The 25,301-nt window shown below is 64.9% G+C and carries 24 protein-coding genes; 15 read left to right on the top strand and 9 right to left on the bottom strand.

Annotated features, from left to right (window positions below; translation table 11 throughout):
- Positions 1–18 precede the first annotated feature (18 nt).
- On the top strand, positions 19–948 hold the full coding sequence (locus IVB23_RS05590; protein ID WP_061882319.1) for a dihydrodipicolinate synthase family protein: 930 nt from the start codon (positions 19–21) through the stop codon (positions 946–948).
- Here the strand turns inward: IVB23_RS05590 and IVB23_RS05585 are convergent.
- From IVB23_RS05585 to IVB23_RS05560, 6 genes are read right to left on the bottom strand one after another with little or no spacing between them, the layout of a single operon-like run.
- The gene (locus IVB23_RS05585; protein ID WP_061882214.1) at positions 945–2,249 is read right to left on the bottom strand and encodes an LLM class flavin-dependent oxidoreductase; all 1,305 of its coding nucleotides are present in this window, start codon (positions 2,247–2,249) and stop codon (positions 945–947) included. The genes IVB23_RS05590 and IVB23_RS05585 overlap by 4 nt on opposite strands.
- A gap of 16 nt (positions 2,250–2,265) precedes the next feature.
- Positions 2,266–3,024: an ABC transporter permease subunit gene (locus tag IVB23_RS05580; RefSeq protein WP_061882215.1), complete on the bottom strand. Its 759-nt coding sequence runs from the start codon at positions 3,022–3,024 to the stop codon at positions 2,266–2,268.
- A complete protein-coding gene (locus IVB23_RS05575) occupies positions 3,021–3,836 on the bottom strand; it encodes an ABC transporter permease (protein WP_197965583.1) in 816 nt (271 codons plus the stop codon). Before IVB23_RS05575 ends, IVB23_RS05580 begins: the two co-directional genes overlap by 4 nt.
- Positions 3,833–4,849: an ABC transporter substrate-binding protein gene (locus IVB23_RS05570; RefSeq protein WP_247802852.1), complete on the bottom strand. Its 1,017-nt coding sequence runs from the start codon at positions 4,847–4,849 to the stop codon at positions 3,833–3,835. The genes IVB23_RS05575 and IVB23_RS05570 overlap by 4 nt, the downstream gene beginning before the upstream one ends.
- Before the next feature lie 23 nt (positions 4,850–4,872).
- Positions 4,873–5,664, bottom strand: coding sequence for a class II aldolase/adducin family protein (locus IVB23_RS05565; protein WP_247802851.1), 792 nt, complete (start codon positions 5,662–5,664; stop codon positions 4,873–4,875).
- The gene (locus IVB23_RS05560; RefSeq protein WP_247802850.1) at positions 5,661–6,530 is read right to left on the bottom strand and encodes an ABC transporter ATP-binding protein; all 870 of its coding nucleotides are present in this window, start codon (positions 6,528–6,530) and stop codon (positions 5,661–5,663) included. The genes IVB23_RS05565 and IVB23_RS05560 overlap by 4 nt, the downstream gene beginning before the upstream one ends.
- A 220-nt stretch (positions 6,531–6,750) precedes the next feature.
- On the opposite strand from IVB23_RS05560, the gene IVB23_RS05555 reads away from it, so the two are divergent.
- From IVB23_RS05555 to IVB23_RS05530, 6 genes are all read left to right on the top strand, one after another.
- The gene (locus IVB23_RS05555) at positions 6,751–7,464 is read left to right on the top strand and encodes a GntR family transcriptional regulator (protein WP_247802848.1); all 714 of its coding nucleotides are present in this window, start codon (positions 6,751–6,753) and stop codon (positions 7,462–7,464) included.
- A 66-nt stretch (positions 7,465–7,530) separates the two neighbouring features.
- Entirely contained in the window at positions 7,531–8,310 is a 780-nt protein-coding gene (locus IVB23_RS05550) for an SDR family oxidoreductase (protein WP_247802845.1), read from the top strand.
- 7 nt (positions 8,311–8,317) lie between these two features.
- Positions 8,318–9,463, top strand: coding sequence for a pyridoxal phosphate-dependent aminotransferase (locus IVB23_RS05545; protein WP_247802842.1), 1,146 nt, complete (start codon positions 8,318–8,320; stop codon positions 9,461–9,463).
- A gap of 11 nt (positions 9,464–9,474) precedes the next feature.
- Positions 9,475–10,356 carry an alpha/beta hydrolase gene (locus IVB23_RS05540; protein ID WP_247802840.1) on the top strand — a complete coding sequence of 294 codons (882 nt, stop codon included), beginning with the start codon at positions 9,475–9,477 and terminating at the stop codon, positions 10,354–10,356.
- Between the two features lie 3 nt (positions 10,357–10,359).
- Positions 10,360–11,613: a Zn-dependent hydrolase gene (locus IVB23_RS05535; RefSeq protein ID WP_247802837.1), complete on the top strand. Its 1,254-nt coding sequence runs from the start codon at positions 10,360–10,362 to the stop codon at positions 11,611–11,613.
- An 8-nt stretch (positions 11,614–11,621) separates the two neighbouring features.
- Entirely contained in the window at positions 11,622–12,152 is a 531-nt protein-coding gene (locus IVB23_RS05530; protein ID WP_247802835.1) for a flavin reductase, read from the top strand.
- A 226-nt stretch (positions 12,153–12,378) separates the two neighbouring features.
- On the opposite strand, the gene IVB23_RS05525 is transcribed toward IVB23_RS05530, so the two are convergent.
- Positions 12,379–13,770 (bottom strand): FAD-binding oxidoreductase, encoded by a 1,392-nt coding sequence (locus tag IVB23_RS05525; protein WP_247802832.1) that lies wholly within the window; start codon positions 13,768–13,770, stop codon positions 12,379–12,381.
- On the bottom strand, positions 13,767–14,180 hold the full coding sequence (locus IVB23_RS05520; RefSeq protein ID WP_197965592.1) for a nuclear transport factor 2 family protein: 414 nt from the start codon (positions 14,178–14,180) through the stop codon (positions 13,767–13,769). Before IVB23_RS05520 ends, IVB23_RS05525 begins: the two co-directional genes overlap by 4 nt.
- 206 nt (positions 14,181–14,386) lie before the next feature.
- On the opposite strand from IVB23_RS05520, the gene IVB23_RS05515 reads away from it, so the two are divergent.
- The gene (locus IVB23_RS05515; RefSeq protein ID WP_245312174.1) at positions 14,387–15,181 is read left to right on the top strand and encodes a sulfite exporter TauE/SafE family protein; all 795 of its coding nucleotides are present in this window, start codon (positions 14,387–14,389) and stop codon (positions 15,179–15,181) included.
- Here the strand turns inward: IVB23_RS05515 and IVB23_RS05510 are convergent.
- Positions 15,178–16,704 (bottom strand): PLP-dependent aminotransferase family protein, encoded by a 1,527-nt coding sequence (locus tag IVB23_RS05510; RefSeq protein ID WP_247802830.1) that lies wholly within the window; start codon positions 16,702–16,704, stop codon positions 15,178–15,180. The genes IVB23_RS05515 and IVB23_RS05510 overlap by 4 nt on opposite strands.
- Positions 16,705–16,879: 175 nt before the next feature.
- On the opposite strand from IVB23_RS05510, the gene IVB23_RS05505 reads away from it, so the two are divergent.
- The 7 genes from IVB23_RS05505 (at position 16,880) to IVB23_RS05475 (ending at position 25,098) form a co-directional block, all read left to right on the top strand.
- Entirely contained in the window at positions 16,880–18,523 is a 1,644-nt protein-coding gene (locus IVB23_RS05505; protein ID WP_247802829.1) for an amidohydrolase, read from the top strand.
- The gene (locus tag IVB23_RS05500; protein WP_247802826.1) at positions 18,520–19,467 is read left to right on the top strand and encodes a CobW family GTP-binding protein; all 948 of its coding nucleotides are present in this window, start codon (positions 18,520–18,522) and stop codon (positions 19,465–19,467) included. The genes IVB23_RS05505 and IVB23_RS05500 overlap by 4 nt, the downstream gene beginning before the upstream one ends.
- Before the next feature lie 70 nt (positions 19,468–19,537).
- Positions 19,538–21,133 carry an ABC transporter substrate-binding protein gene (locus IVB23_RS05495; protein WP_247802825.1) on the top strand — a complete coding sequence of 532 codons (1,596 nt, stop codon included), beginning with the start codon at positions 19,538–19,540 and terminating at the stop codon, positions 21,131–21,133.
- A gap of 59 nt (positions 21,134–21,192) precedes the next feature.
- Complete coding sequence (locus IVB23_RS05490; protein ID WP_247802823.1) at positions 21,193–22,173, top strand: ABC transporter permease; 981 nt, start codon at positions 21,193–21,195, stop codon at positions 22,171–22,173.
- On the top strand, positions 22,170–23,075 hold the full coding sequence (locus IVB23_RS05485) for an ABC transporter permease (protein ID WP_247802820.1): 906 nt from the start codon (positions 22,170–22,172) through the stop codon (positions 23,073–23,075). Before IVB23_RS05490 ends, IVB23_RS05485 begins: the two co-directional genes overlap by 4 nt.
- Positions 23,075–24,070, top strand: a complete 996-nt coding sequence (locus tag IVB23_RS05480) for an ABC transporter ATP-binding protein (protein ID WP_061882229.1) — start codon at positions 23,075–23,077, stop codon at positions 24,068–24,070. Before IVB23_RS05485 ends, IVB23_RS05480 begins: the two co-directional genes overlap by 1 nt.
- The gene (locus IVB23_RS05475; RefSeq protein WP_247802818.1) at positions 24,067–25,098 is read left to right on the top strand and encodes an ABC transporter ATP-binding protein; all 1,032 of its coding nucleotides are present in this window, start codon (positions 24,067–24,069) and stop codon (positions 25,096–25,098) included. Before IVB23_RS05480 ends, IVB23_RS05475 begins: the two co-directional genes overlap by 4 nt.
- The last annotated feature ends 203 nt before the right edge of the window (positions 25,099–25,301 follow it).

Genomic DNA, 25,301 nt, shown 5'->3' with positions numbered 1-25,301 from the left:
CTGGCGATGTCGGCCACGATGCGGACATTCAGCGATCGCCTGCGCGGCATTCACGCCGCCACCATCCTGCCGATGACGCAAGAGTTCGAGGTCGACGAGGCGCAGCTCGCAGCCCATGTCATCTCGGTTTCGTCCACGCCCGGCATCAATGGGCTCCTCGTCAACGGTCACGCCGGCGAGAATTTCGTGCTGTCGCTGGCCGAGAAGCGGCGCGTGGTGGAGCTGGCACGTCGGCACGCACCGAAGGACTGCCTGATCGTCTCCGGGGTCAACCATGAATCGAGCCTGGAGGCCGCGCGCGAGGCGGCTGCGCTGGAACAGGCCGGCGCAGACGGGCTGCTGGTGTTTCCTCCCAACAGCTGGGCGCTCGGCCATGCCGATGATTGCGTGATCGAACATCACCGCCACATCCGCGATGCCACGACGGTACCCTTGATGCTTTACGCTGCGCCCGTCGGCGCGGGGGCGATGGCCTACGCGCCGCCGCTGCTGACGCGGCTTGCCGCCGATCCTCGCTTCGTTGCGGTGAAGGAGGGCAGCTGGGAGGTCGCAGCCTACGAACAGAATCTCAGGCTGATCCGGAAACTGCGACCGGACTTCGTCGTGCTCGGCTCGGGCGATGAGCATCTGATGACGAGCTATATCGTGGGCTCGGCCGGCAGCCAGGCCAGTCTCGCCTGCGTCGTGCCGGAGCTTGTGGTCGGCCTCTGGACTGCCGCCGAGGCCGGCGATTGGGAGCGGGCGCGCGCCGCGCATGAGAAGCTGTATCCTCTGGCGGTCGCGATCTATCGTGAGGCGCCCGGAGGGCGGGCGACCGTGCGGCTCAAGGCGTGCCTGAAATTGCTCGGACGCCTGTCATGCGATGCGGCGCGGCCGCCGCAGCCGCCAGCGACACGCGACGAGTTGCAGGCACTCGAGCAGGCACTGCGAACTGCCGGCGTGCTCTAAGCCGCGAAGAACGGATTGGCCGGCCGCGCGAGGCCGAGATGATCGCGCAATGTCGTCCCCTCATAGTCGCTGCGGAACAGCCCGCGCTCCTGCAGGATCGGCACGACGAGCTGGACGAAATCTTCGAACCCTTCGTGGAAATAGGGCGGCATGACGTTGAAGCCGTCGGCGGCATGCTCCTCGAACCAAAGCTGGAGCGTGTCCGCGATGCGCTCGGCCGAACCGCACAGCACCCAATGGCCGCGAGCGGCGGCGGTGAGATTGTAGAGGTCGCGCAGCGTCATGTTCTCGCGGCGGCCCTTGGCGAGCATGACGCTGGCAAAGCTGTGATAGCTGTCCGACGGCGCGATGTCGGGGATCGGCCCGTCGAGATCGTAGGCCGACATGTCGCGGCCGAAGCGGTCCGAGAGGATGGCGAGTGCGTTGCTTCCGCTGACGAAGCCCTGGAGCACGTTGAGCTTCTCGAACGCTTCCTTGTCGGTGCGGCCGACCACGGGCATCACGCCGGGCAGCACCGTGACGTCCTCCGGCCTGCGCCCGAACGACGGCAGACGCGTCTTCAGCGAGGCGTAGCCGGTCTTGGCTTCCTCGATATCCTGCACCACCGAGAACACGATGTCGGCAGTGCGCGCGGCAAGCGCTTGCCCGGCCTCGGAGCCGCCGGCCTGGAGCACGACGGGGCGGCCTTGCGGGCTGCGACCGATGTTGAGCGGGCCCTTGACCTTGAAGAACGCGCCGTCATGGTCGATCGGGCGAAGCTTCGCCGGGTCGATGTAGACGCCGCTGGCGCGGTCCGCGACGATGGCGTCATCCGCCCAGCCGTCCCACAGGCCCTTGACCACGTCGAGGAACTCACCGGCCATCTCGTAGCGGCGGGCGTGGTCGGGATGGGTGGTGCCGAAATTCGCCGCGGTCGCCGGATTGGCCGTTGTCACAGCGTTCCATGCGGCGCGCCCCTTTGAGATGTGATCCAGCGAAGCAAACACGCGTGCGACCGAGAAGGGATCGCTGTAGGTGGTGGAGACGGTGGCGCCGAGCCCGATATGGCTGGTCGAGGTCGATAGCGCCGCCAGCATCGTCAGTGGCTCGAGCCGCAGCGTGTAGGAGGGATGGGCGGCGGCGTCGGCATAGAGATTGTCGCCCATGAAGATTAGGTCGAACTTGCCGCGCTCGGCGGTGCGGCCGATCTCCTGGATTGCCGCAAAGTCCTGAAAGCTGTCGACTGCACCGGGATAACGCCAGCCCGCGACATGGCTGCCGGTGCCGAGGATGAACAGGCCGAGATGCATCTGTCGTTTCATGGTGTGTTTCCTGGCGTCATGTCCAGAACAGGATCTTGCGTTCGAGGAAACCGATCAGGCCGAAGAAGGCGAGGCTCGCCGCGGATGCGACGAAGATCGCCGACCAGACCTGGACGAAGTCGATCTGGAGCACGGCCTGATAGATCACCCAGCCGAGGCCGCCATGCGCGCCGAGCATTTCGGTGACGATCGCCACGATCACGCTGCGCACCGTGGAGACGCGCATGCCGGCGAGCAGCAGCGGCAGGGCGGTCGGCAGCCGCAGGCGCCACAGCACGCCAAAGCGGCCCGCGCCAAAACTCTTCATGAGATCGACGGCGCGGCGATCGACACGGTCGAGCCCGGCCAGCATCGACAGCAGAATGGTGAAGCTCACCGCCATCGCCACCATCACGATCTTCGAGCTGACGCCGATGCCGAACCAGAGCAGGATCAGCGGCGAATAGCCGACCACCGGCACCGAATTGATCGCAGTTGCAAGCGGCAGGATTGCACTGCGAAGTGCCGGCACCAGCGCGATGGCAACGGCAAGGCCGATGCCGATCAGGCAGCCGAGCCCATAGCCGACGAGCGCTTCGAGCAACGTGTAGCCAGCGGCGTCGATGAGAATGGCGCGCTTGGACCACAGGCCGACGAGGATGTCGCTGACGGCGGGGAGAACATAGGCTGGCAGATGCAGTCCGCGCGCCAGGCCTTCCCAGCATGCGATCAGGAGGACGGCGCCGAGAATGCCGCGCTGGACGGCGAGCGAGGGAGAGGCGAGCGCACGGCTCATTGCTCGGCGCTCCAGAACACGAGCCGCTGCTCCACCGCGGCGACCACCGCATAGAAGCCTGTGCCGAGTAGGGCCGCGGCGAGCAGCGCGCCCCAGATCGCCACGACATTCTCGGTGAACATGGCCTGGAGCAGCAGCACCCCGAGCCCGGTGGTGTCGCCGAACCATTCGCCGACGATGGCGCCGACGAGGCTCAGTGACGCAGCGAGTCGCAGCGCCACGAAGATCTGCGGCAGTGCGGTCGGCAGCTGCAGGCGCAGTAGCAACTGGCGATTGGAAGCGCCGAAGCTGCGCATCAGGGCGACCTGCTTGGGATCGACGGTCTCGAGACCGAGCAGCGTATTAACGGTCACCGGAAAGAAGGTCAGGTAGAATGCGATGATCGCCTTGGCGAGCAGCGTGTTGCCGAACCACAGCACCACCAGCGCGCCGAAGGCGATGACCGGAATGGTCTGCGACACCACGAAGATCGGAAAGATCATTTCGCGCAGCGCGCGGACGCGGAAGAACACGATGCCCATGAGCACGCCGAAGGCGCCGCCGGACGCAAAGCCAATCAGCGTCTCCGCCAACGTGCGCAGGAAACCGTCGACATAGGCCCGAGGCGTCGCCGCCATCGCCAGCAGGATGGTGCTGAGACGCGGCAGGTAATAGGGCCTGATACCGAACAGCATCACCGCGCCTTCCCAGATCACCGCCGCAATGGCGAGGCCGAGCAGGAGCCGGACCAGCTTGCGCAGCGAATCCGGCATCGTGATCGACCGCGTCGCGGCGGCGGCCTCACTGAGTGATGTCGCGGCAGGGCCGCTCACGGCAGCCGATCCGCCACGGGGACGCTCTGGATGAAGCTGGCATCATAGGCGGCGGCAAGATCCAGCGGCTTGGAGATCACGCCATATTTCAGGAAGAAGTCGTGGGCGGTCTTGACCGCGTCGGCGTCGATCCAGAACATGCCGTTCTTGGCGGCCGCGCCTGCGGTCATCAGGCGCTTAACCTCCGTGAGCATGAACTCCTGCTGCGTCCGATCGAGCGTCGGGGCGGCGGCCATCACGGTATCGACGGCACCCTTGGGATCGGAGAATGCGTCCTTCCACCCCTTGAGCGAAGCGCGCAGGAACGCCTTGACCAGCTCCGGCTTCTCCTTGGCGGTCGCCTCGGCCACGATCAGCGTGTCGCGGGGGAAGGTGATGCCGTAATCCTCGGCGACGAAGGTCTTCAGGCTGTCCTTCGGCATGCGCGACTGGATGGTGTAGAACTCGTTGTAGTAGGTCGCCGTGATGACGTCGACGCTGCCATCGACGAACGGCGTCACCGAAACCTGCTGCGGCTGGATCTTCAGCTCGTCCGGTTTGATGCCTTCCTTGGCCAGCATGCCGTTGAGCACATGGTTGGCGCCGGTGAACCAGGTGGTGACGGTCTTGCCCTTGAAATCCTGGATCGTCTTCACCGGCCCGTCCCTGCGGGTGACGAAGATGAAGGGCGTGATCTGGTGCGACACGCCGATGCAGACGATCGGCAATCCCTTGTCGCGGGCCGCGAACACGCTATCGGTACCGCCGGACAAACCAAATGTGTCGGCGCCGGTTGCGACCAGGTTCTCGGTCAGCAGGTTGGGCCCGCCGGGATTGATGGTGAGGTCGATGCCCTCGGCCTTGTAGTAGCCCTTGGCCGCCGCGACGTAGAAGCCGGCGAATTGCGCCTGCGGCAGCCATTTCAACCGTAGGCTTGCCTTCTGCAACTCTGCGGCGGGCGCAGCCGTGACAAGGGAGCCGGTCGCCAGTGCGATGGCGGAGAGGACGGAGAGGGCGTGGCGACGGCTCAACATGGTCATACTCCAGGCGGTGAAAATCAATTGCGATAGGATGGATCGGTGCGGTCAAGCTGGCGCATCAGCGCCGGCCATTCGCGTTCGCCGGGCACGAGGATGTCGCCCTGCAATTCCCAGAACTGGCGGGCGGCCTTCTCGCAGACATCGTGCGGCGGCATTACGAGCTTGGCCCCGGCTGCGGCCGCCGCCTGCATCTGGAGCTGGATCCGTGCGGCGCGCTCGAAATAATAGAGCAGCATGAAGGCCTCGCCCGGCGTGCGGCCGACGGTCAGGATGCCGTGGTTGCGCATCAGCATCACCTTGTGCGGACCGAGATCGCGAACCAGGCGGACCTGCTCGTCGAGGTCGATGGCGACGCCTTCGTAGTCGTGGAAGGCCTGGCGGTCGTAGAAGCGCATCGCGAACTGGCTGAGCGGCAACAGGCCGTTCTCCTGTCCTGAAACCGCGACGCTCGCGTCGGAATGGGTGTGCAGCACGCAGGCCGCATCGTGATTCGAGGTGTGGATCGCAGCATGGATGACAAAGGCGGCGACGTTGACGGCCTGCGGGGTGTCGTCCAGCTTGTTTCCCTTGGTGTCAATTTTCACCAGGCTCGACGCCGTGATCTCGTCGAACAACAGGCCGTAGGGATTGATCAGGAATTGATCGTCATGGCCGGGCACACGCATGGAGATGTGATTGTAGATCAAATCGTCCATGCCGAGCTTGGCGACCATGCGATAGCAGGCGGCGAGCTTGATCCGTGCATCCCATTCGGCCGGATCGATCCCGCGCGGTGCGGCTTGCGGTTCTTTCGCTGGCATCGCGTTCACTGCGACTTCTCCTGCGCGATGGAGGATTGAAACGACTTCATGCTTTCCTCCTCGATCGCATCGAGCAGCGTGCGCTTCAGGCGCACGAATTCGGGGGAGGTGACGATCTCGGGCCGGCGCGGGCGGGGCAGGTCGACGATTTGTTCGAGCTTCACCGAGCCGGGACGCGCCGTCATGACCAGCACGCGGTCGCCGAGGAAGATCGCCTCGTCGACGTCGTGGGTGATGAAGAGAATGGTGCGTCGGTATTTCTGCCAGACGTCGAGCAACCAGCGCTGCATCATTGCCCGCGTCAGCGCATCGAGCGCGCCGAACGGTTCGTCCAGCAGCATCAGGTCGCGCTCGAACAGGAAGGTGCGCATCAGGGCGACGCGCTGGCGCATGCCGCCGGACAGTTGATTGGGGTACTGCTTCTCGAAGCCGGCCAGCCCGAACTCGGGCAGCATCTTCAGCGCCTTGGCACGCGCCTGCTCGCGCGGCATGCCCTCGACCTCGAGTGCGAGGATGGCGTTGTCGACGACATTGCGCCAGGGAAACAGCAAATCGCGCTGCGGCATGAAGGAGACGCGGCCGAGCAGATCGGCGGCATGGCAGCTCTTGCCCTCGAAGCGCAGAATGCCGCCGGCATCGGGCTCCTCAAGCCCGGCAACGATATTGAAAAGGGTGCTCTTGCCGCAGCCGCTCGGGCCGACGACGGTGACGAACTCGCCGGGGGCGACGTTCGCCTGAAGTCCTGAGAGTGCCGCGACGGAGCCGAAGGTCTTGTTGATCGCGCGCAGCTCGAGCAGCGGCTCAGGCTTCGGGTGAGCCTGCGGGGCTTCAATGGTCGGTCCGGGATCGGGGAGGCGGGCGGCCTGCACCAGCATGTCCTTGTATAATGGCGGCGGTCATTCGCATACGAAAGCGGACCGCGTCGAAATCTCTTAGCAACTCGTGTGCCAGTGCCATTTCCGAGCAAATCAGGCATAAGACTTGCGAGATCGACGATGGATAGGTCGGAGACACGGGCATCTCCGACCGAAAGTAGGTCGTTTCGTTAGGTGAGAGTGCCATGATGTATACGTTATTTGACGTCGGAGAAACATAATGGCGGATATTGGTGCACATGGCGGAGGCAAGCGCGTCAAAAATGGGCACGAAACCCTTGCCGTGAGCCCGGGCGTGACGCTCGCCGAGAGCCTGCGCCAGAAGCTCGAAGGGGCGATCGCGGCAGGCCACCTCGAACCGGGCAGCCGGCTCGACGAGCAGGAGATCGCCCAGCGTTTTGGCGTCTCGCGCACGCCGGTGCGGGAGGCGTTCCGCCTGATGGCCGCCAACAATCTGGTCGAGCTGCGCGGCCGGCAGGGCGCGACCGTCCGAAGCATCAAGGCGCAGGCGCTGATCGAGATGTTCCAGGTGATGGCCGAGCTCGAAGGGCTTTGTGCAAGGCTCGCCGCCCGGCGCGTCTCGCAGGCTTGGGGAGCTGAAATAGGTAAGATTCACCAGCGACTTGTGGCGGCGGGCGAAACCGGGGACATCGACGTCTTCTACGACATCAACCAGGAATTCCACGAAGCGATCTACGAGGCCTCGCGCAACACGTTCCTCGCGGATCAAACCCGCAAGCTGCGCAACCAAGTGGCCGCCTATCGCCGCCGGGTGACGCGGATGCCGAACCGGATCGCCGACACCGTCAGGGAGCACGAGGCGATCATGCAGGCGATCCTTGCCCACGATCCCGAGCGGGCGCACAACGCGATGCGCGACCACGTCAACTTGCTCGGCGACAACCTCCTGGACTTTCTAGCCGCCTTCGAATGACCTTCGGCCTCTTGGTATGCAAATTGCTAGACTTTGTATATCTAGCTTGCATCCTGGAGACCCGGAGTGGACCTGAAGCTGACGAACAAGACCGCCCTGATCACCGGCGCGTCGAAAGGAATTGGACTGGCGGTGGCCGAGCTCTTCGCGGCGGAGGGGTGTCATCTGCATCTCGCCGCCCGCAACGGCGAGGCGATGCTGGAGGCCAAGAAGCAGCTCGAAGCCCGCCATGGCGTGAAGATCACGATCCATGCGCTGGACCTGTCGAGCACGGCGGCCATGGAGAAGCTCGCAGCCGAGGCCGGCGATATCGACATCCTCGTCAACAACGCCGGCGACATCCCGGCCGGCTCGCTGGAAATTCTCGACGACGCCGCCTGGCGGCGCGGCTTCGACCTCAAGGTGTTCGGCTACATCACGCTGTCGCGCCTCTATTATCCGCGCATGAAGGGCAAGGACGGTGTCATCATCAACATCATCGGCAATTCCGGTGAGAACTGGGACGCGAGCTATATCGCAGGCTCGACCGGCAATGCGGCGCTGATGTCCTTTACCAAGGCGCTCGGCGGCCGCAGCCTCGACCACGGCGTGCGCGTCGTCGCGGTCAATCCGGGTCCGGTGGCCACCGACCGCATGCTCAAGATCATGAAGCGCAAGGCGATCGACATGCTCGGCGACGAAGGCCGCTGGGAGGAGCTGTTCGACAAATATCCCGGCAAGCGCCCGGCCACCTCGGAAGAAGTCGCTGATCTCGTCGCTTTCCTGTCTTCGCCGCGGTCCGGCTACATCACCGGCACCGTGGTGACGATCGACGGCGGCATCGCCGCGCGCGGCTCGGTGATCTGAGGCGTCGATGTCGGGGTCTCAATCCACAGCGCTCGTCCGCAACCGCTACTTCGACGAGCTTGCGGCGACGCCCGGGCTCTCTTGGCTCGGCCAGAACACCAATCACGTCGAGAGCCATCCCGCCGTGCGCGAGGCGATGCTGCGCTCGATCGAGGCCGGCGAGTTCAATGCCTATGCGCCGCCACTCGGCTTCGAGGCGCTGCGCGCGGCGATCGTCGCCGATCTCGGCACGCCGGGCGCAGAAGCGCTGGTGACCGAGGGCGGAGTCAATGCGCTGGCGATGATCTGCCGTGCACGCTGCAAGCCTGGTACCACGCTGGTTACGACCGACCCGACCTGGAAATGGCCGTGCCTGTTCGCGCGCCAGCAGGGCGCCGAGGTGATCGAGATTCCGATCTACGATCCCGCCTGCAACTACCGCCTGACGCCCGAGGCGTTGAAGGCGAATGTCGATGAGCGCACCGCGATCATCTATCTCGTCGATCCCAACAATCCGCTCGGCATTCGCTACACCCGCGAGGAGATCGAGAGCTTTGCGGCGATCGCGCGCGATTGCGGAGCGCTTCTGGTGCACGACTGCACCTATCGCGATTTTGCCGACGGCCACACGCCTGCGCTTCATGTGGCTCCGAAAGGCTCCGTGGTCTCGACCAGCTTCTCGAAATGGCTCGGGCTTGCAGGCCTGCGGATCGGGGCGCTTGTCGCCGCGCCGGACCTGTTCGAAGAGCTGGCGCAGACCTCCACCAGCGTTCTCGGCGCCAGTGTCATCGCCCAGCGCGCGGCGCAGGCTGGCTTGTCGGTCAAGGCCGAATGGATGAGGAAGGTTCGCAGCATTGACCGCTCCAACAAGGCGATGATCGAGGAGGCGGCGGCCGCAATCGAAGGGCTCGCGCTGCCGATCATGCCCTCGCACGGGAACTTCCTGGTGCTCGAAACCATCGCGGCGGGCATCCGTCCGGAGGCGCTGGTCGAATGCTATCGCCGCCAGGGCATCATGATCCGCCAAGGTACCTATCACACCCAGCGCTTCGGCGACCGCTTCGTGAAGATCAGCACTTCGGTACCGCAGGCGTGGGTCGAGAAACTCTGCACGCTGTTGCCGGAAATGGTTGCGCAGGCTCGCACGCTCAACGACCTGCCGCCGCAATTCTAGGGACGATGCCGATGACGATGATCACAGCGAAAGACGGCGTGAAGCTCCACGTGGAAGAAACGGGAGAAGGCACGCCGATCCTCTTCATCCACGAGTTCGGCGGCAATCACCAGAGCTGGGAGCCGCAGCTGCGCTATTTCAGCAGGCGCTATCGCTGCGTCAGCTACGCCGCGCGCGGCTATCCGCCGTCGGATGTGCCTGACAGCGTGGAGGCCTATTCGCAGGCGATCGCGGCGGACGATGCGGTCGCTGTGCTCGATGCGCTCGGAATCGACAAGGCGCACATCGTCGGCCTTTCCATGGGCGGGTTCTGCACGGTGCATTTCGGCTTGCGTACGCCGGAGCGTGCGCTGTCGCTCACGGTGGCTGGTGCCGGTTATGGCTGCGAGAAAGAGTTCGAGGAATATTTTCGCGGCGTCTCGCTCGAAGTCGCCGACAATTTCGAGAAGCAGGGCGCCAGGGAATTCGCTAAGATCTATGCGCTCGGCGCGAGCCGGGTGCAGTTCCAGAACAAGGATCCGCGGGGCTGGCAGGAATTCGCCGATCGCCTCGCCACCCATTCCGATCGCGGCGCCGCCAACACCATGCGCGGCGTCCAGGCGCGCCGGCCATCCTTCTACGATCTCGAAGACGGCTTGAAAAAGATGATGGTGCCGACGCTGGTCGTCGTCGGCGACGAGGACGACCACTGTCTCCAGCCCGGCATCTTCCTGAAGAAGACCATTCCCGCCTGCGGCCTCTCGGTCTTCCCCAAGACCGGCCACACGCTCAATCTCGAAGAGCCTGCGGCATTCAATGCGCTCCTCGCCGAGTTTATCGCCCAGGTCGAGGCCGGAGGCTGGCTGCCGCGCGATCCGCGCGCGCTGCCGGGCCAGATCATGCGCACGAAGTAGTCGATGACGAGCCAGCCCCTGATCGACGCCGATCGGCTCTGGACCCGCTTGATGGCACTCGCCGAGATCGGCGCGACGCCGGCCGGCGGGGTCAACCGCCAGGCATTGGGCGATGGCGAGATCGCGGCCTGGCGCCGCGTCATCGACTGGGCCGGCGAGGCGGGCTTGACGCCGTCGACGGATGCCGCGGCAAACCTGTTCCTGACGCTGGCTGGCCGCGATCGCACTGCGCCGCCGCTTCTCCTTGGCAGTCATCTCGATAGCCAACCCACTGGCGGCAAGTTCGATGGCGCGGCTGGTGTGATGGCGGCGTTGGAGGCGGTCGTCTCGCTCGCCGGGCAAGGCGAGAAGCCCATGCGCGACCTCATCGTCGTCGCCTGGATGAACGAAGAAGGCTCGCGCTTCGCGCCGGGCATGATGGGCTCGGAGGCCTTTACCGGCGAGCGCGGCTTGGACGCGATCCGCGCCGCGCGCGATGCGGACGGCATCAGCGTCGGCGAGGCGCTCGACCGGCTTCACGCGGCGTTTCCCGATCTGCCGCATCGGTCGCTCGGCTTCGCGGTCGGCGCCTATCTCGAATTGCACATCGAGCAGGGACCAGTGCTGGAAGCGGCCGACTGCACCATCGGTGTCGTCAGCGGCATCCAGGGCAAGAAGACCTTTCAGGTGGTGGTTGAGGGGAGCGAAGGACACGCCGGCACGCTGGCGCAGTCGGAGAGGCGGGATGCGCTCGCGGCCTTTGCGCGGATGGCGTCGGCGCTCCATGCCGAGATCGGCACCATCGATGCCGATATCAAGTTCACCATCGGACGGGTCGCTGTCGTGCCGAACGCGCCGTCGGTGGTGGCATCGCGCGTCAGCTTTAGCATCGATCTGCGTCACCCTGACAATGCCGTGCTCGACGCGGCCGGCGCGCGCATCAAAACTCTTTGCCAGGAGACCGCCCCGCCGTGCTCGGTTACGGTGACGCCGCTCGTGGATGCGCCGTCTAACGTGTTCGATCCGCGCCTGCGCGCGAGCATCGCGAAGGCCGCGCGTGAGCAGGGGCATTCCGCCATGGCGATCCTCTCCGCCGCCGGTCACGATGCCCGTCATCTCGCAAAAGTCTGTCCGGCTGCGATGATCTTCATCCCGTGCCGCGACGGCGCCAGCCATGTCGAGCACGAATGGGCCGAGCCCGATCATGTCGCGGCCGGCGCCGCCGTGTTGGCACAGGTGCTGTGCGAGCTCGCTTTCGCGCCTGCCATCGAGGGGTGAGAACATCGATGCAGGACGTGGCTCCCCGGGACTACCGTGACGCGATGGCCTGTCTTGGTGCCGCCGTCAGCATCGTCACGACGGATGGTGGCGCGGGCCGCACCGGATTTACGGCCTCCGCGATCTGCAGCGTCACTGACGATCCGCCGACGCTGCTGGTCTGCATCAACCGCGGCTCCTCGGCCTATGCCGGTGTGACGCGCAACAAGGTGGTGTGCATCAACGTGCTCTCGGCGCGGCACGAACAACTGTCCCGTCTGTTCGGCGGCAAGGTGCCAGCGGAGGAACGGTTTGCTGCAGCAGCGTGGTCCACACTCGCAACCGGCGCGCCGGTGCTGGCCGACTGTGCTGCGGCGTTCGACTGCCGGATTGCGGATGTCGTCAATGTCGGCACCCACGATGTGCTGTTCTGCCGCGTCGTCGCGCTGCAAAGATCCGGCTGCACCGACAATCTGATCTATTTTGGCCGTGCCTATCACACGGTCGGGATGACCGATCCCGCCGAGGCTGGACCCGATTCCACTTCTGGCCCATCCTGAGGGATGCCCGTGGCCATCGCTGGCCGTTCCAACAGCCTGCTCCGTGTCTTTCGAGCCGGCCGCAGTTCCTGTGCTCACGCGAGCGAGAGTTCAAATATTTCAGTCGCTTGCGAGGGCGCGTGTGCACCGGGAGATCAAAAGCACGGCGGATTGAGTTCGCACCAGGCTTCTCGCCGGCTCCCTGTAGAGATTGCAGCTAGCCAGCAGCTGTGAAGGATGCCGGCAATCAGCGGGCTTCATCGCGCAGATGATACCAATGATAGAGCATGCGCTGACCGAGACGGCGGAATGGCGCGAAGGGATGCGTCGGGAGCGGGGAGGTGAAGATTGGCAGCTCTTGGCCTTTGAATGTTTTGCCCGCGAGCATCTGGGCCATGCGGCGGCCCGCTTGCGCAGAATAGGACACGCCGTTGCCGCCATAGCCGAGTGCATAGACCAGCTTCTGCTTTGCGTCGGGTCGGAAGATGCGGGGCATCATGTCATGGCTGACGTCGACCCAGCCCCACCAGGAGTAGTCGATTTCGATCCCTTCGAGCGGCGGGAATTTGCGGTGAAGGCCCCCGATCAGGAGCTGAAGATGGCGGTCGTGGGCCGCGTCCGCGCCGGTGATCGCGCTACGGCTGCCGATCTGGAGACGATTGTCCGGCAGCAGGCGGTAGTAGAAGCGAAGCGTGCGGGTGTCCGTGATCACCTGCCTGGTGCGGAACCCGGTCGCATCGATCTCGGCCTGTGTCAGCGGCCGTGTCACCAGCGAATTGGAGAGGATCGGCATGCAGCGGCCGCCGAGCTCCGGCGTCAGGCCGAGCGATGTGTAGGCGCCGGTCGCGATCCCTACCGCGGCCGCGCGCACCGTCCCGCCCGGTGTGCGCAGAAGATATGCGCCGTCATGCCGTTCGATCCGCTGCACCGGGCTCGCGGTATGTACGCGCACGCCGAGATCTCGTGCCATGCGCAGGTAGCCGAACGCGAGCCTGGCCGGATGGACCCCGGTTCCGAGCGGCTCGTGGACCGCGCCGACGGCCTCGGCTTCGTCGACGAAATCACGGCGCAGCTCATCATGTGACACGACGCGCGTCGCATAGCCGAACAGCTCGTTGAGGACCTTCGATTCGGCTGCGATCTTGTCGAGGTTGCGCCGGCGATGGGCAATATAGAGGTGTCCGCCGCGCTGCGGCTCGCAGTCGACCGGGCTCGCGCGAACGAGCTCTTCAAAGGTCTCGAAACCTTCGGTGATCTCGGCGTGCATGCGCCTGGCGGTATCGAGACCCCAGCGCTTGATCCATTGCGAGCGCGTCAGGCGGCCTGAGGCATTCTGCGCCTGGCCGCCATTCCGGGTACTACAGCCCCAGGCGACGCGATTGGCCTCGAGCACGACGGCCTTGATGCCGTATTCGCGCGCAAGGAAGATCGCGCAGGCGAGCCCGGTATAGCCCGAGCCGATGATTGCGACGTCGGCAACCGTGTCGTTCGTGATCGGGCCGTCGTCCGGCGGAGGTGTGCCGGCCGTGGCGATCCAGTAGGTCGGGGCATATTGCCGATTGCGGCCGGGACCACTGGAAACCAGCGGGTCATAGTGCGGATCATAGGCCGCCGCTGGCGGCGCAGCGTGCACGTTCATCGCGCGTCGCTCCGCTGCGCGGCCGGCTGCGCCGGCCTGTCCTTGCGGAAGGCGCTCTTGGTGCAGATCCTCTCGCCGCGGAATCCGAAGAGATCGCAGCCCTCGACCTCGATGCGCGCACCGTCCGGCGAGGTGGCGCGAAAAATCCATTCGGAGACGGCGCGGTCGCCGAACACAGTGTGCCGCGTGCACTCCCAGCTCACATCGGGCATGCCGGTCCAGGTTGCCTCGAAAGCGGCCCGAACCGCGCTCGCGCCGGCCAGCCGTCGGCCGCAGATGTCGGGACCCGCGGCCGTGTCGAACACGATGTCCTCGGTCATGCACGCCATTACGCCCGCGCCGTCGTGCCGGTTGAAGGCGGCGAACAGGGTTTCGAGCAGCTCTTGCCTGATGGTATTGATGTTGCGCATGCCGGTATCCTCGCGCGCCACTACAGCCTGATGGAGCATCTGGACATGCCACGCGGTGAGGAGGTGGCCGTAGAACCAGACTGCACGGGCTCTACGGCCAGACTGGCATGGCGAGGCGGAGGCAGCTGGCACTTCCGCAGCGAAGTTCCGGCCTGTTGATATCCGGCGATGGCCGCCAATCTCCCCTCTCTCGCCCTGCATCGACGATGACGATGCCAGAGGCCGTGGTCGCGATCCGCGATATCGCCGCAATGGCGCTCCCGACGCCTGCCGTGATGCTGGCCGCCGCGATGTCGATCCTGGCGGCGGCTCTGGTGCGCGGCTTCACCGGTTTCGGCTTCGCGCTGACGGCGGTGCCGCTGCTGGGGCTGTTCATGCCGCCGATGCAATCGGTTCCGGTCGCGGTGTGTCTTCAGCTCATCATCGGTCTCGGCGATCTTCCGCGCGCCTCGCGCGTCTGCCATTGGCCGTCGCTGCGCTGGCTCGTCATCGGCGGCGTGATCGGCTCGCCGCTCGGCGCGCTCATTCTGCGCGTGGCGTCCGCGCCGGCCGCACGCATCATGATCGCGATGATCACGGCTGGTGCGGTTGTGGCGCTCAATGCCGGCTTCCGGCTCGCGGTGGCTCCATCGCGCAGCGTCACGGCATTGGTCGGCATGAGCGCGGGCCTGTTCAACGGCCTGGCGGCGATGCCGGGGCCGCCGGTCATCATCTATTACAGCGCTGGTCCCTTCGGCCGCGTCGCGGCGCGCGCTTCGATGATGGTGTTCTTCCTGGTCTCGTCCATTGCCGCGCTCATCAGCATTGCCATGCTGGGGCTGTTGAATCAGAGCACGGTGGTGCTGACTGCGCTTGGCGTTCCGGTCATGTTGTTCGGAACCTGGCTCGGCGATCTCGGCTTTCACCGTGGCAGCGACAGGCTGCATCGCCGCGTATCGATCGCCAGCCTTGCCGTGGTGGCGCTTGGCAGCGCCATCAAGGGCGTGAGCGACCTGTTCTAACCCTGTCGCGCGAACACTTCGCCGAGCTTTGCCATGCCGGCGGCGATCCGGTCGGTCCGGATCGACGAGAAGCCGAGCCGGAAGCAACGCCGTGTCGCGTCGGGGCTCATCGAAAACACGTCGCCGGGCTCGATCACGACACCTTCGGCGCGCGCGGCTTCCGAGAGCCTTGCGCTGTCGGTTCCGGCAGGGCAGGAGATCCAATAGCTCGTGCTGCCGGATCCGCGGGCCCAGCGGCATGCCGGCAGCGTCTGTGGCAGCAATTCGTCGACCAGCCTGGCGCGCTCCAGCAGCACGCGGCCGACTTGTTGCAGGTGCGAGCGGTAATGGCCGAGGCCGATGAACAGCGCGGCGACGCGCTGGTTGTTGAGAGGCGGGTGCCGCAGCATCAGCCGCCGCAATGCCCGCAGCTCGCGGACCACGGGCGCCGGCGCAACGACGTAGCCGAGCCGCAACCCCGGCGCCAGGGCTTTCGAGAGGCTGCCGACGTAGAGGACGGTCTGGTCCTGGTCGAGGCTCATCAGCGGCGGCAGCGCATCGCCTTCCGGGATCAGCTCGCTTTCATAGTCGTCCTCGATCAGGACGATGTCGCGGTCCCGCGCCGCCCGCAGAATTTCGTCTCGACGCGCACGCGACATCGCAGCCGTGGTTGGGCATTGATGACTGGCGGTGACATAGGCAAGCGAGCAGCGCGCGAAGTCGTCGTCGGGCACCAGTCCGTCGTCATCGACCCGCAGCGGAACGACGTCCGACGTCATCATGCCGAAGATGTTGCGGGCGTCTGGATATCCCGGGTCTTCCATGCCGATGGTCGTCGTCGGCCGCACGAACAGCTTGGCGATCAAATAGAGGGCATGCTGCGCTCCGATCGTGATCATGATCTCGTCGGCGCGCGCGCGAATGCCGCGGCGCGGCAGCACCTGCCGCTGCAATTGCTCGATCAGCGCGGGATCGTCACCGTCGATCATGTCGCGCGCCCAGTTGTTGATCTCGGGCACGCTGAGCGCGGCGCGCGCGCTCTCGCGCCAATCGTTGGTGGGAAACAGACTCGGGTCGAACTGGCCGAAGATAAAGGGGTAGGGGTAGGTCTGCCAGTCGAGCGGCTTGACGATGTTGCGGAACGCCGAAGGCTGGAGCGCGAAGCGCTCGGTCCAGCGCCGGCTGTAAGCTTCGGTCGCAGGCAGTTTGGCCTCGCCAATCTGCTTGGGCAGGCCGGCGACGAAATAGCCGCTGCGTTCGCGCGAGACCAGGAAGTTCTGGTCGACGAGCTGCTCATAAGCGATGACGATGGTATTGCGCGAGACCTTGAGGAGCGCGGCAAGATCTCGGCTGGACGGCATGCGCACGCCGAGAGGCAGCCGGCCGTCCTCGATGGCCGTTACGATCATCCGGCGGATCTGGAGCTGCAGGAAACTGCCGCCCCGATCCAGGCCCTGGAACAGCGATCCCCAGAACAGGACATCGTTTGGTGGGGCGGCGGGTGCCGTTGCTTCGGATTGCCGCAGGAGTACAAATTTTCCCATCGGGGCTTGTCCAGGGTGGTCGCGTAAACACAAAAAGCAAAGCAAAAACCGCGCCATACCGGCGAAAATGGCGCGCTGCCGTGCATGGGCTGGCTCCATTTGTGCATGGCATCTGGCGCTGGTCTAGGCCCACGCGAGGTCCCAGGGTCGATCGCGTGACATCTGGGAGTTCAATGTGAGCGCGGAGACGGTCGTCTACTCAGCCCGCAAGATCGTGACGATGAATCCGTCGCGACCGCTCGCGACCCATGTCGCGGTGCGCGATGGCCGCATCGTTGCGGTCGGCAATGCTGCGGAGATTGCACCATTCGCCGGCGGAGCGATCGACGACCGCTTCCGCGACAAGGTGCTGCTGCCCGGGTTCGTCGAGGGCCACAGCCACATTATGGAGGGCATGATGTGGTCGCTGCCCTATGTCGGGGCGTTTGATCGTCGCTCGCCGGAAGGCAAGGTCGTATCGGGCGTACGTGACATCGACGCGATAGTCGCCCGGCTGCAGGAGGCCGAATCCAGAATCGGCGATCCCGACGCAACGCTGTTTGCCTGGGGCTTCGATCCGCTGCATATCGGCGGACGCATGCTGACCCGCCGGGATCTCGATCGCGTCTCGACCACGCGGCCGATCATGGTGATCCATGCGAGCTTCCATATCAGCAATGTCAACACGCTGGTGCTGGAGCGCGCCGAATTGTTGCACGCGATCGAGATTTCCGGCGTCGTCGCCGGCGAGGACGGTCTGGCCAGCGGAGAGCTGCAGGGTATCGCCGCTCGGTTTCGCGTCTTCCGCGTGCTCGGCAATCCGTTGTCCTCCGGCATCACGATGCACGACGTCGATCGCTATGCCGCGTCCGCCTGCGTGCAGGGCGTGACCACGATCACCGATCTGCACAATGATCTCACGGATCCGACGATCGAGCTCTACGCGGCGGCCACCCGTTCGCCCGAGTTTGGTGTGCGGTTGGTGCCTGCATTGGCATCGGCCTCGCATACGCCCGAGCAGGCGATCTCGAAGATCGCGACATTACGGGAGAACGGCAACGACCGCCTGCACTACGGTATCGTCAAGCTGGTCGTGGACGGCTCAATCCAGGGCTTCACCGCCCGACTACGATGGCCCGGCTATCACAACGGTGCCCCCAACGGACTTTGGTACATCGCGCCCGAGGAGCTGCCACGGCTGGTCGACCTCTATCACAAGGCGGGCATTCAGCTTCACATCCACACCAATGGAGATGAGGCCACGGAGCTGGCGCTCGATGCCATCGAGAAGGCGCTGGCCGCGACGCCCCGCGCGGATCACCGCCACACCCTGCAGCATTGCCAGATGGCGGATGCCGCGCAATTCCGGCGCATGAAGGCGCTCGGCGTCTGCGTCAATCTGTTCGCCAACCACCTGTTCTACTGGGGTGACTCCCACCACGATCTGACAATGGGGCCGGAGCGCGCCGGGAGACTGGATGCAACCGGTACCGCTCTGCGCAGCGGCGTTCCGTTCGCGATCCATTCGGACGCACCGGTCACGCCGCTTTCGCCGCTGTTTACCGCCTGGTGCGCGGTCAATCGGGTCTCGTCGTCAGGCCGCAAGCTCGGGACCGAGACGGAAGCTCTCGGCGTCGAGCAGGCCCTCGCTGCGATCACGATCGGCGCCGCCTACACACTGAAGCTCGATCACCTGATTGGTAGCATCGAGTGCGGCAAATTTGCGGACTTCGCCGTCCTGGATGACGATCCGCTCGCGGTCGCTCCCGCTGGGCTGAAGGACGTGCCCGTGTGGGGCACGGTCGTCGGCGGCCATGTCAGGAAAGCTCCGCGCGCATGATCCGGTCCGCGCCCATCCCGGTCACGGTGATTGGAGGCTTTCTCGGCGCCGGAAAGACGACGCTGCTCAATCGGCTGCTGGCGAACGGTCGTTCGCGCTGCGCGGTGCTGGTGAACGATTTCGGCGAGATCAATATCGATGCGGCCCTCATCGAGAGCCACGACGGCACCACGATGTCGCTGACCAATGGTTGCGTCTGCTGCAGCATCGGTTCAGGCTTTCTGGACACGCTCGGCGGCCTGCTTGACGAAAGCGGGCGTTTCGAGCGCATCGTGATCGAGGCGAGTGGGGTCGGCGATCCCTGGCGCATCGCCGAGATCGCGCTGGTCGAGCCGGCGCTGCGGCTCGATGGCGTGGTCGTGCTCGCCGATGCAAGCCGGATCGCGGCCCTGATCAAGGATCGCCAGGTCGGCGAGACGGTCCGCAACCAGTTCACAAAGTGCGATGTGGCGCTGCTCAGCAAGCGCGATCTGGTAACCGATAAGCAGATGGAGGCGGCGCGCAGTGCGATCCGCGCGGTGCGACAGGACATCCAGATCGAGATCCTCCCGGATGGGGTGCAGGACACCGTTGTGTTCGGCCGACGTGAGGCGCCGCGGTTTCGCGCCGTTTCCGTCGATGAGGACGTCGATCACGAAGGCGAGTTCAGGCGCTGGACCTATCGGCGCGCCGGCAGCTTCGACCGCGATCTGTTGGCCGCGGCGGTGAACGCGTTGCCGCCGCAACTGCTGCGATTGAAGGGCGTCTGCCGGATCGGCGACCAAGCACGGCCGCAGGTGTTCCAGATGGTGTCGCGGACCTGGTCGCTGGCGCAGCCCGAGCGCGACGCCGGGCAGGGCGCGGACGCGATCGTGCTGGTGGGCGTCGGGACCGTTGATCTCCCGGCAGATCATGAACTGGACGCCATTCTCGATCGTGCACTGGCCGTATCGGCCGCTGCATGACGACGAGCGGATATCGATCGATGCACGACCTCGACTTGCCGACGATCAAATCGAACAGGGGGATAGAGCCATGTTGATCAGACGGACATTCGTACTGGGAGCCCTTGGTCTCGTTGCGGCCGCCGCTGCGTCACCTGCTGCGCGAGCCCAAGCGGCGGGCAGCAATACGCTCGTTGTGGCCACCACCCAGGTGCCACGCCACTTCAACGGCGCGGTGCAGTCGGGCATGGCGACGGCCATGCCGACGGCGCAGATCTTCGCGAGCCCGCTGCGCTATGACGAGAACTGGAAGCCGCAGCCCTATCTGGCCCAGTCCTGGGAGGTCGCGCCCGACGGGCTGTCGGTGACCCTGCATCTCGTCAAGAATGCCGTGTTCCACGACGGCAAACCCGTGACATCGGAGGATGTCGCCTTCTCGATCATGGCGATCAAGGCCAACCATCCGTTCCAGACCATGCTGGCGGCGGTGGAAAAGGTCGACACGCCGGATCCGGCAACAGCGATCATTCGGCTGTCACACCCCAGCCCCTCGCTGCTGCTGGCGATGTCCCCGGCGCTGATGCCTATCCTGCCGAAACACATCTACGGTGACGGTCAGGATCTGAAGACGCATCCTGCCAATCTCAAGCCGATCGGCTCCGGGCCCTTCAAGCTGATCGAATACAAGCAGGGCGAATACTACACGCTGGAGAAGTTCGACAAGTTCTTCATGCCCGGCCGCCCCAAGCTCGACAAGATCGTGGTTCGGCTGGTTTCGGATGGGAATGCCGCCCTGGTCTCGATGGAGCGGGGCGACGTCCAGGCCCTGCCGTTCGTCGCAGGCGTTCGCGATATCGACCGCCTGCAGAAGGCGCCGAACATCGTCGTGACCGACAAGGGCTTTGCCGGTATCGGTCCGCTCAACTGGCTCGCCTTCAACACCAGGAAGAAGCCGCTCGACGACGTCCGCGTTCGTCAGGCTATCGCGTACGCGGCCAATCGCGACTTCATCGTCTCCAAACTGATGGGCGGCAAGGCTGCTCCCGCATTCGGGCCGATCGCGCCGGATTCACCGCTCGCCGAGGCGAACGTCGAGCCCTACAAGGTCGACTATGCCAAGTCGGCGGCGCTGCTGGACTCCGCGGGCTATCCGAAGGGGGCCGATGGTTCGCGCTTCGCACTCACCATCGACTATATTCCCGGCGGCGACGAGCAGCAGCGCAACGTTGCCGAATATCTCCGCTCGCAGATGAAGCGGGTCGGCATCAATCTCGAGGTGCGGGCGGCGCCCGACTTTCCGACCTGGGCGCAGCGCGTTTCGAACTTCGATTTCGATCTGACCATGGACACCGTCTACAACTGGGGCGATCCCGTCATCGGGGTCAACCGGACCTATCTGTCTTCCAACATCCGCAAGGGCATCATCTGGTCCAACACCCAGCAATACAGCAATCCAAAGGTCGATGAACTGCTGCAGGCGGCAGCAGTGGAGACCTCGCCGGAGAAGCGAAAGGCGCTCTATTCCGAGTTCCAGAAGATCGTGGTTCAGGATGCGCCGATCTACTACATCAACGTGTCGCCATACTACAACGCGTTCAGCAAGGGGCTCGGAGGCCTTCCCTCCACGATCTGGGGCATGATGTCTCCGCTGGACGAGATGTACTGGGAGACTCCGCCCAAGACTTAACCAGGACCTGATGACGTCACCGCGACCACGATCGAGACTGTGAGGAGTCCTCCGACATCATGGCTTTGGCCATCCACCTAACAAGGCAGATTGCCAATGCCGCCGCGCTTCTGCTGGCAGTGCTGGTGCTGAACTTCTGCCTGATCCACCTCGCGCCCGGCGATCCCGTTCAGGTGATCGCCGGTGAGATGGGGGGCGCCTCGGCTGACGTCGTTGCGGCGCTCAGGACCAAATACGGGCTCGACCACAGCCTGATGGAGCAGCTTGCGATCTATCTTCGGAACGTCGTGACGGGCGACTTCGGCTACTCCTACTATTTCAACGCGCCGGTGCTCGGCCTGGTTCTTCAGCGGCTGCCTGCGACGCTCTATCTTACGTCCTGTGCGCTGGTCAGTGCGCTCGTGATCGGCACCTTTCTCGGTGTCGTCAGCGCACGTCGTCCGAATGGTCTGTTCAGCCACACCGTGACCGTGTTCTCCTTGGCCGGCTATGCCGCGCCGATCTTCTGGACCGGATTGATGTTGCTGCTCCTGTTCGGATCGGTGTGGCCGATCCTGCCGGTCGTCGGCATGTCCGATGTCGTGCATCGCAAGCAGGGCCTGAACTATGTACTCGATGTCGCGCAGCATCTCCTGCTGCCGTCGCTGACATTGGCACTGGTCTTCATCGCCCAATACAGTCGGCTCGCGCGGGTCAACATGATCGACGCGCTGTCGGCCGACTACGTCCGGACCGCGCGGGCCAAGGGCCTGCCGGAGTGGGTCGTGATCGGCAAGCATGCGCTGCGCAACACGCTGATCCCGACCGTCACAGTCGTCGGCCACCAGTTCGGCAATCTGTTTGCCGGCGCGGTGCTGGTCGAGACGGTGTTCAGCTGGCCCGGCATGGGCCGGCTGGTGTTCGATTCGATCCTGCGCCGCGATTATCCGACCCTTATGGCCGTGCTGTTCTTCTCTGCATTGATGGTCATGGCCGCAAACATCCTGACTGACATTGTTTACCGGCTGATCGACCCGCGCATCCGGATGGGGCAACGATGACGACCCTGGAAGCACCAACTTTGACCATCGTTTCGGCCATCGACATGCGGGCCAGGCGCGCGACGTCGCCAGCTGGCATCGCAATGCGGCAGTTCCTGAAGAGTCCGTCCGGCGTCGTCGGCCTCTGTCTGCTCGCACTGATCATCGTCGGGACCCTGGTCGGCCCGCATCTCTACCGGGTCGATCCGCTCGATCTGGTTGGCGCGCCGTTCATGCCACCCGATTCGGATGCATGGCTCGGCACGGATTATCTCGGCCGCGACGTATTGGCGGGGCTGATTTACGGCGGACGCGCGACCCTGGCGGTCGGCGCCGTCGCCGCCCTGATCACGATCGCCATCGGTCTGTTGATTGGCTCCTTGAGCGGCTTCTTTGGCGGCGTGGTGGATGTGGTGTTGGTGAAGATTACCGAGTTCTTCCAAATCCTGCCGCCGCTGCTGTTCGCAATGGTCCTGGTGACCTTGTTCGGGTCGAAGCTGTCGACGATTACGGTGGCGATCGGTGCGGTGAGCTGGACGTCGGCCGCGCGGCTGACGCGGGCTGAGTTCATGCGACTTCGCGATCTCGATTTCGTCAAAGCGTCGCGCGCGGCCGGCGCCAGCGACCGTCATCTGATGCTGCGAGTATTGTTGCCGAACGCGCTGCCCGCGGTGATCGTGTCGGCCACGCTGGCGATCGGTGTCGCAATCCTGTTCGAAGGCGGCTTGAGCTTCCTGGGACTTGGCGATCCCAACGTGATGAGCTGGGGACTGATGCTTGGACAGAACCGGAACTACATCCTCGATGCATGGTGGGCCGTCATATTTCCGGGGATGGCGATCTTCCTTGCAGTCCTTGCCATCAGTCTGGTCGGCGACGGCCTCAATGACGCGATCAATCCGCGTCTCAGGCGGAGGTCGTGATGGTCGCGCTGCTCGAGGTCGACCAGCTCAACGTCAGCATGCGCAGCGAAGCCGGCCGCCTCGTGCCGGTGATCGAGAACCTGTCGTTCGCCGTCGCGCCGGCGCAGACGCTCGCCCTCGTCGGCGAGTCCGGTTGCGGCAAGAGCATGACCGCGCTCGCCCTGATGGGCCTGCTGCCGGAGGATTTCGTCATCACCAGCGGCCGCATCCTGCTGGAGGGCAGGGATATCCTTTCGCTGCCGGCGAGGGACATGCGTGCGCTGCGCGGCAGCGCGATGTCCATGATTTTCCAGGAACCGATGACCGCGCTCAACCCGCTGTTCACGGTCGGCGACCAGATTGGCGAGGTGCTGCGCTGGCATCGGGGGCTCGGCGGCGCCGCGGCGCGCGAACAGGTTCTCGCGCTGCTCCGTGCGGTGCAGATTCCGGCGCCGGAACGGCGCATCGACGCCTATCCGCATCAGCTTTCCGGCGGCATGCGTCAGCGCGTCATGATCGCGATGGCGCTTGCCGGTAAGCCAAAGCTCCTGATCGCGGACGAGCCGACCACGGCGCTCGACGTCACCGTGCAGGCGCAGATCTTCGATCTCCTCGCGCAGCTGCAACGCGAGACCGGGACGGCCATCCTGCTCATCACCCACGATCTCGGCGCCGTCGGCGAACTCGCTAACGAGATACTCGTGCTTTATGCCGGCCGCTGCATCGAGGCCGGGGCATCAGCGGGGATCGTGGCGCAGCCACGTCATCCCTATACGCGAGGACTGCTGCGCTGCGTGGCGCATCTCCAACTCGGACAGGCACCGAAATCCTGGACCGACCTCGGCGAGATCCCCGGGATGGTGCCGCCGCTCGGTGCGCGCGGGGCCGAATGCGCGTTTCTGGCCCGATGTGCCAAGGCGGCTGATGTCTGCCGGTCGAACCCGCAGCCGATACTCGAGCCGATTGCGGCTGGTCACGCCGTATCGTGCTGGTGCAAGGCGGCAGTCGCGGCATGACGACGTTTGAGGCAGCACAAATCCACGACGCATCGGACGTTTTGCTCGACGTCAACGACCTCGTGGTTCATTTCCCGGCCGGCCGCCGATCGGGTAAGCCGTCTTTTGTTCACGCGGTCGACGGCGTCAGCTTTCGTGTGCGGCGCGGCACGACGTTCGGCATTGTCGGCGAGAGCGGCTCCGGGAAGTCGACCACCGCCCAGGCGGTGATGCGGCTGGTCCCTGTCACGTCAGGTCAGGTCGTGTTCGGAAACAGGAATATTGCCGAACTCTCGGGCGAGCCGCTGCGTGCCGTGCGCCGTCACCTCCAGATCGTGTTTCAGGATCCATTCTCGGCACTCAATCCGCGCCGCCGCGCCGGCGACCAGATCCGCGAGCCGTTGGATTTGCTCGGCATCGGAAGCCGCAGCGACCGCGACGAGCGGGTGCGCAAGCTTCTGGCGGAAGTCGGCCTGCCGCCGCAGGCCGCGGACCTGTTTCCGCATCAGTTCTCAGGCGGTCAGCGTCAGCGGCTTTGCATCGCGCGCGCGCTTGCGCCCGAGCCGGATCTCATCGTCTGCGACGAGGCCGTGTCTGCGCTCGACGTCGCGATCCAGGCGCAGATCCTCAATCTGCTGAAGCGGTTGCAGCGCGAGCGCAATCTCACCTACATCTTCATCTCGCACGACCTTGCTGTGATCCAGCAATTCTGCGACGAGGTCGCCGTGATGTATCTGGGCAAGATCGTCGAGCAGGCGTCGGCTGCCGAAATCTTCCGCGCACCGCATCATCCGTATACCTGGTCGCTGCTCGCCGCGGCCGCTCCTCCGGGACCGATGCGTGATGAGCTCAAGCGGCGCTATCTCGTCAAGGGCGATCCGCCGAGTCCGGTCGACCCGTTGCCCGGCTGCCGCTTTGTCGAGCGCTGCCCATCGGCCGTCGAGGTCTGTCGGCAGCGATTGCCGACGTTGGATGTCGTCGCACCGTGCCACTATGTCGGGTGCCACCGAAGTGCTGAACTGGCGCCTCCGACGTTCGATTCGCGGTAGTCGCTTCCGTCGCGACCATTTTTCGCAAACGTTTTGGCATCTCACCCGATCGCCTGCGTTGATGGCAAGTGGCACATGGTCGGCAGTTTGGGGGGGCTCCTAATCCTTGATCGAAAGCGAGAATCCGGCGAGCGAAAAGCCTGCCCCTAAATTGGCGGCACTAAATTTATCGCGGCACACCAAATCGCATTCCATGAGTTGCA

This window comes from Bradyrhizobium sp. 191, assembly GCF_023100985.1.
Classification (GTDB): domain Bacteria; phylum Pseudomonadota; class Alphaproteobacteria; order Rhizobiales; family Xanthobacteraceae; genus Bradyrhizobium; species Bradyrhizobium diversitatis.
This window is presented reverse-complemented; position numbering and strand designations above follow the sequence as displayed.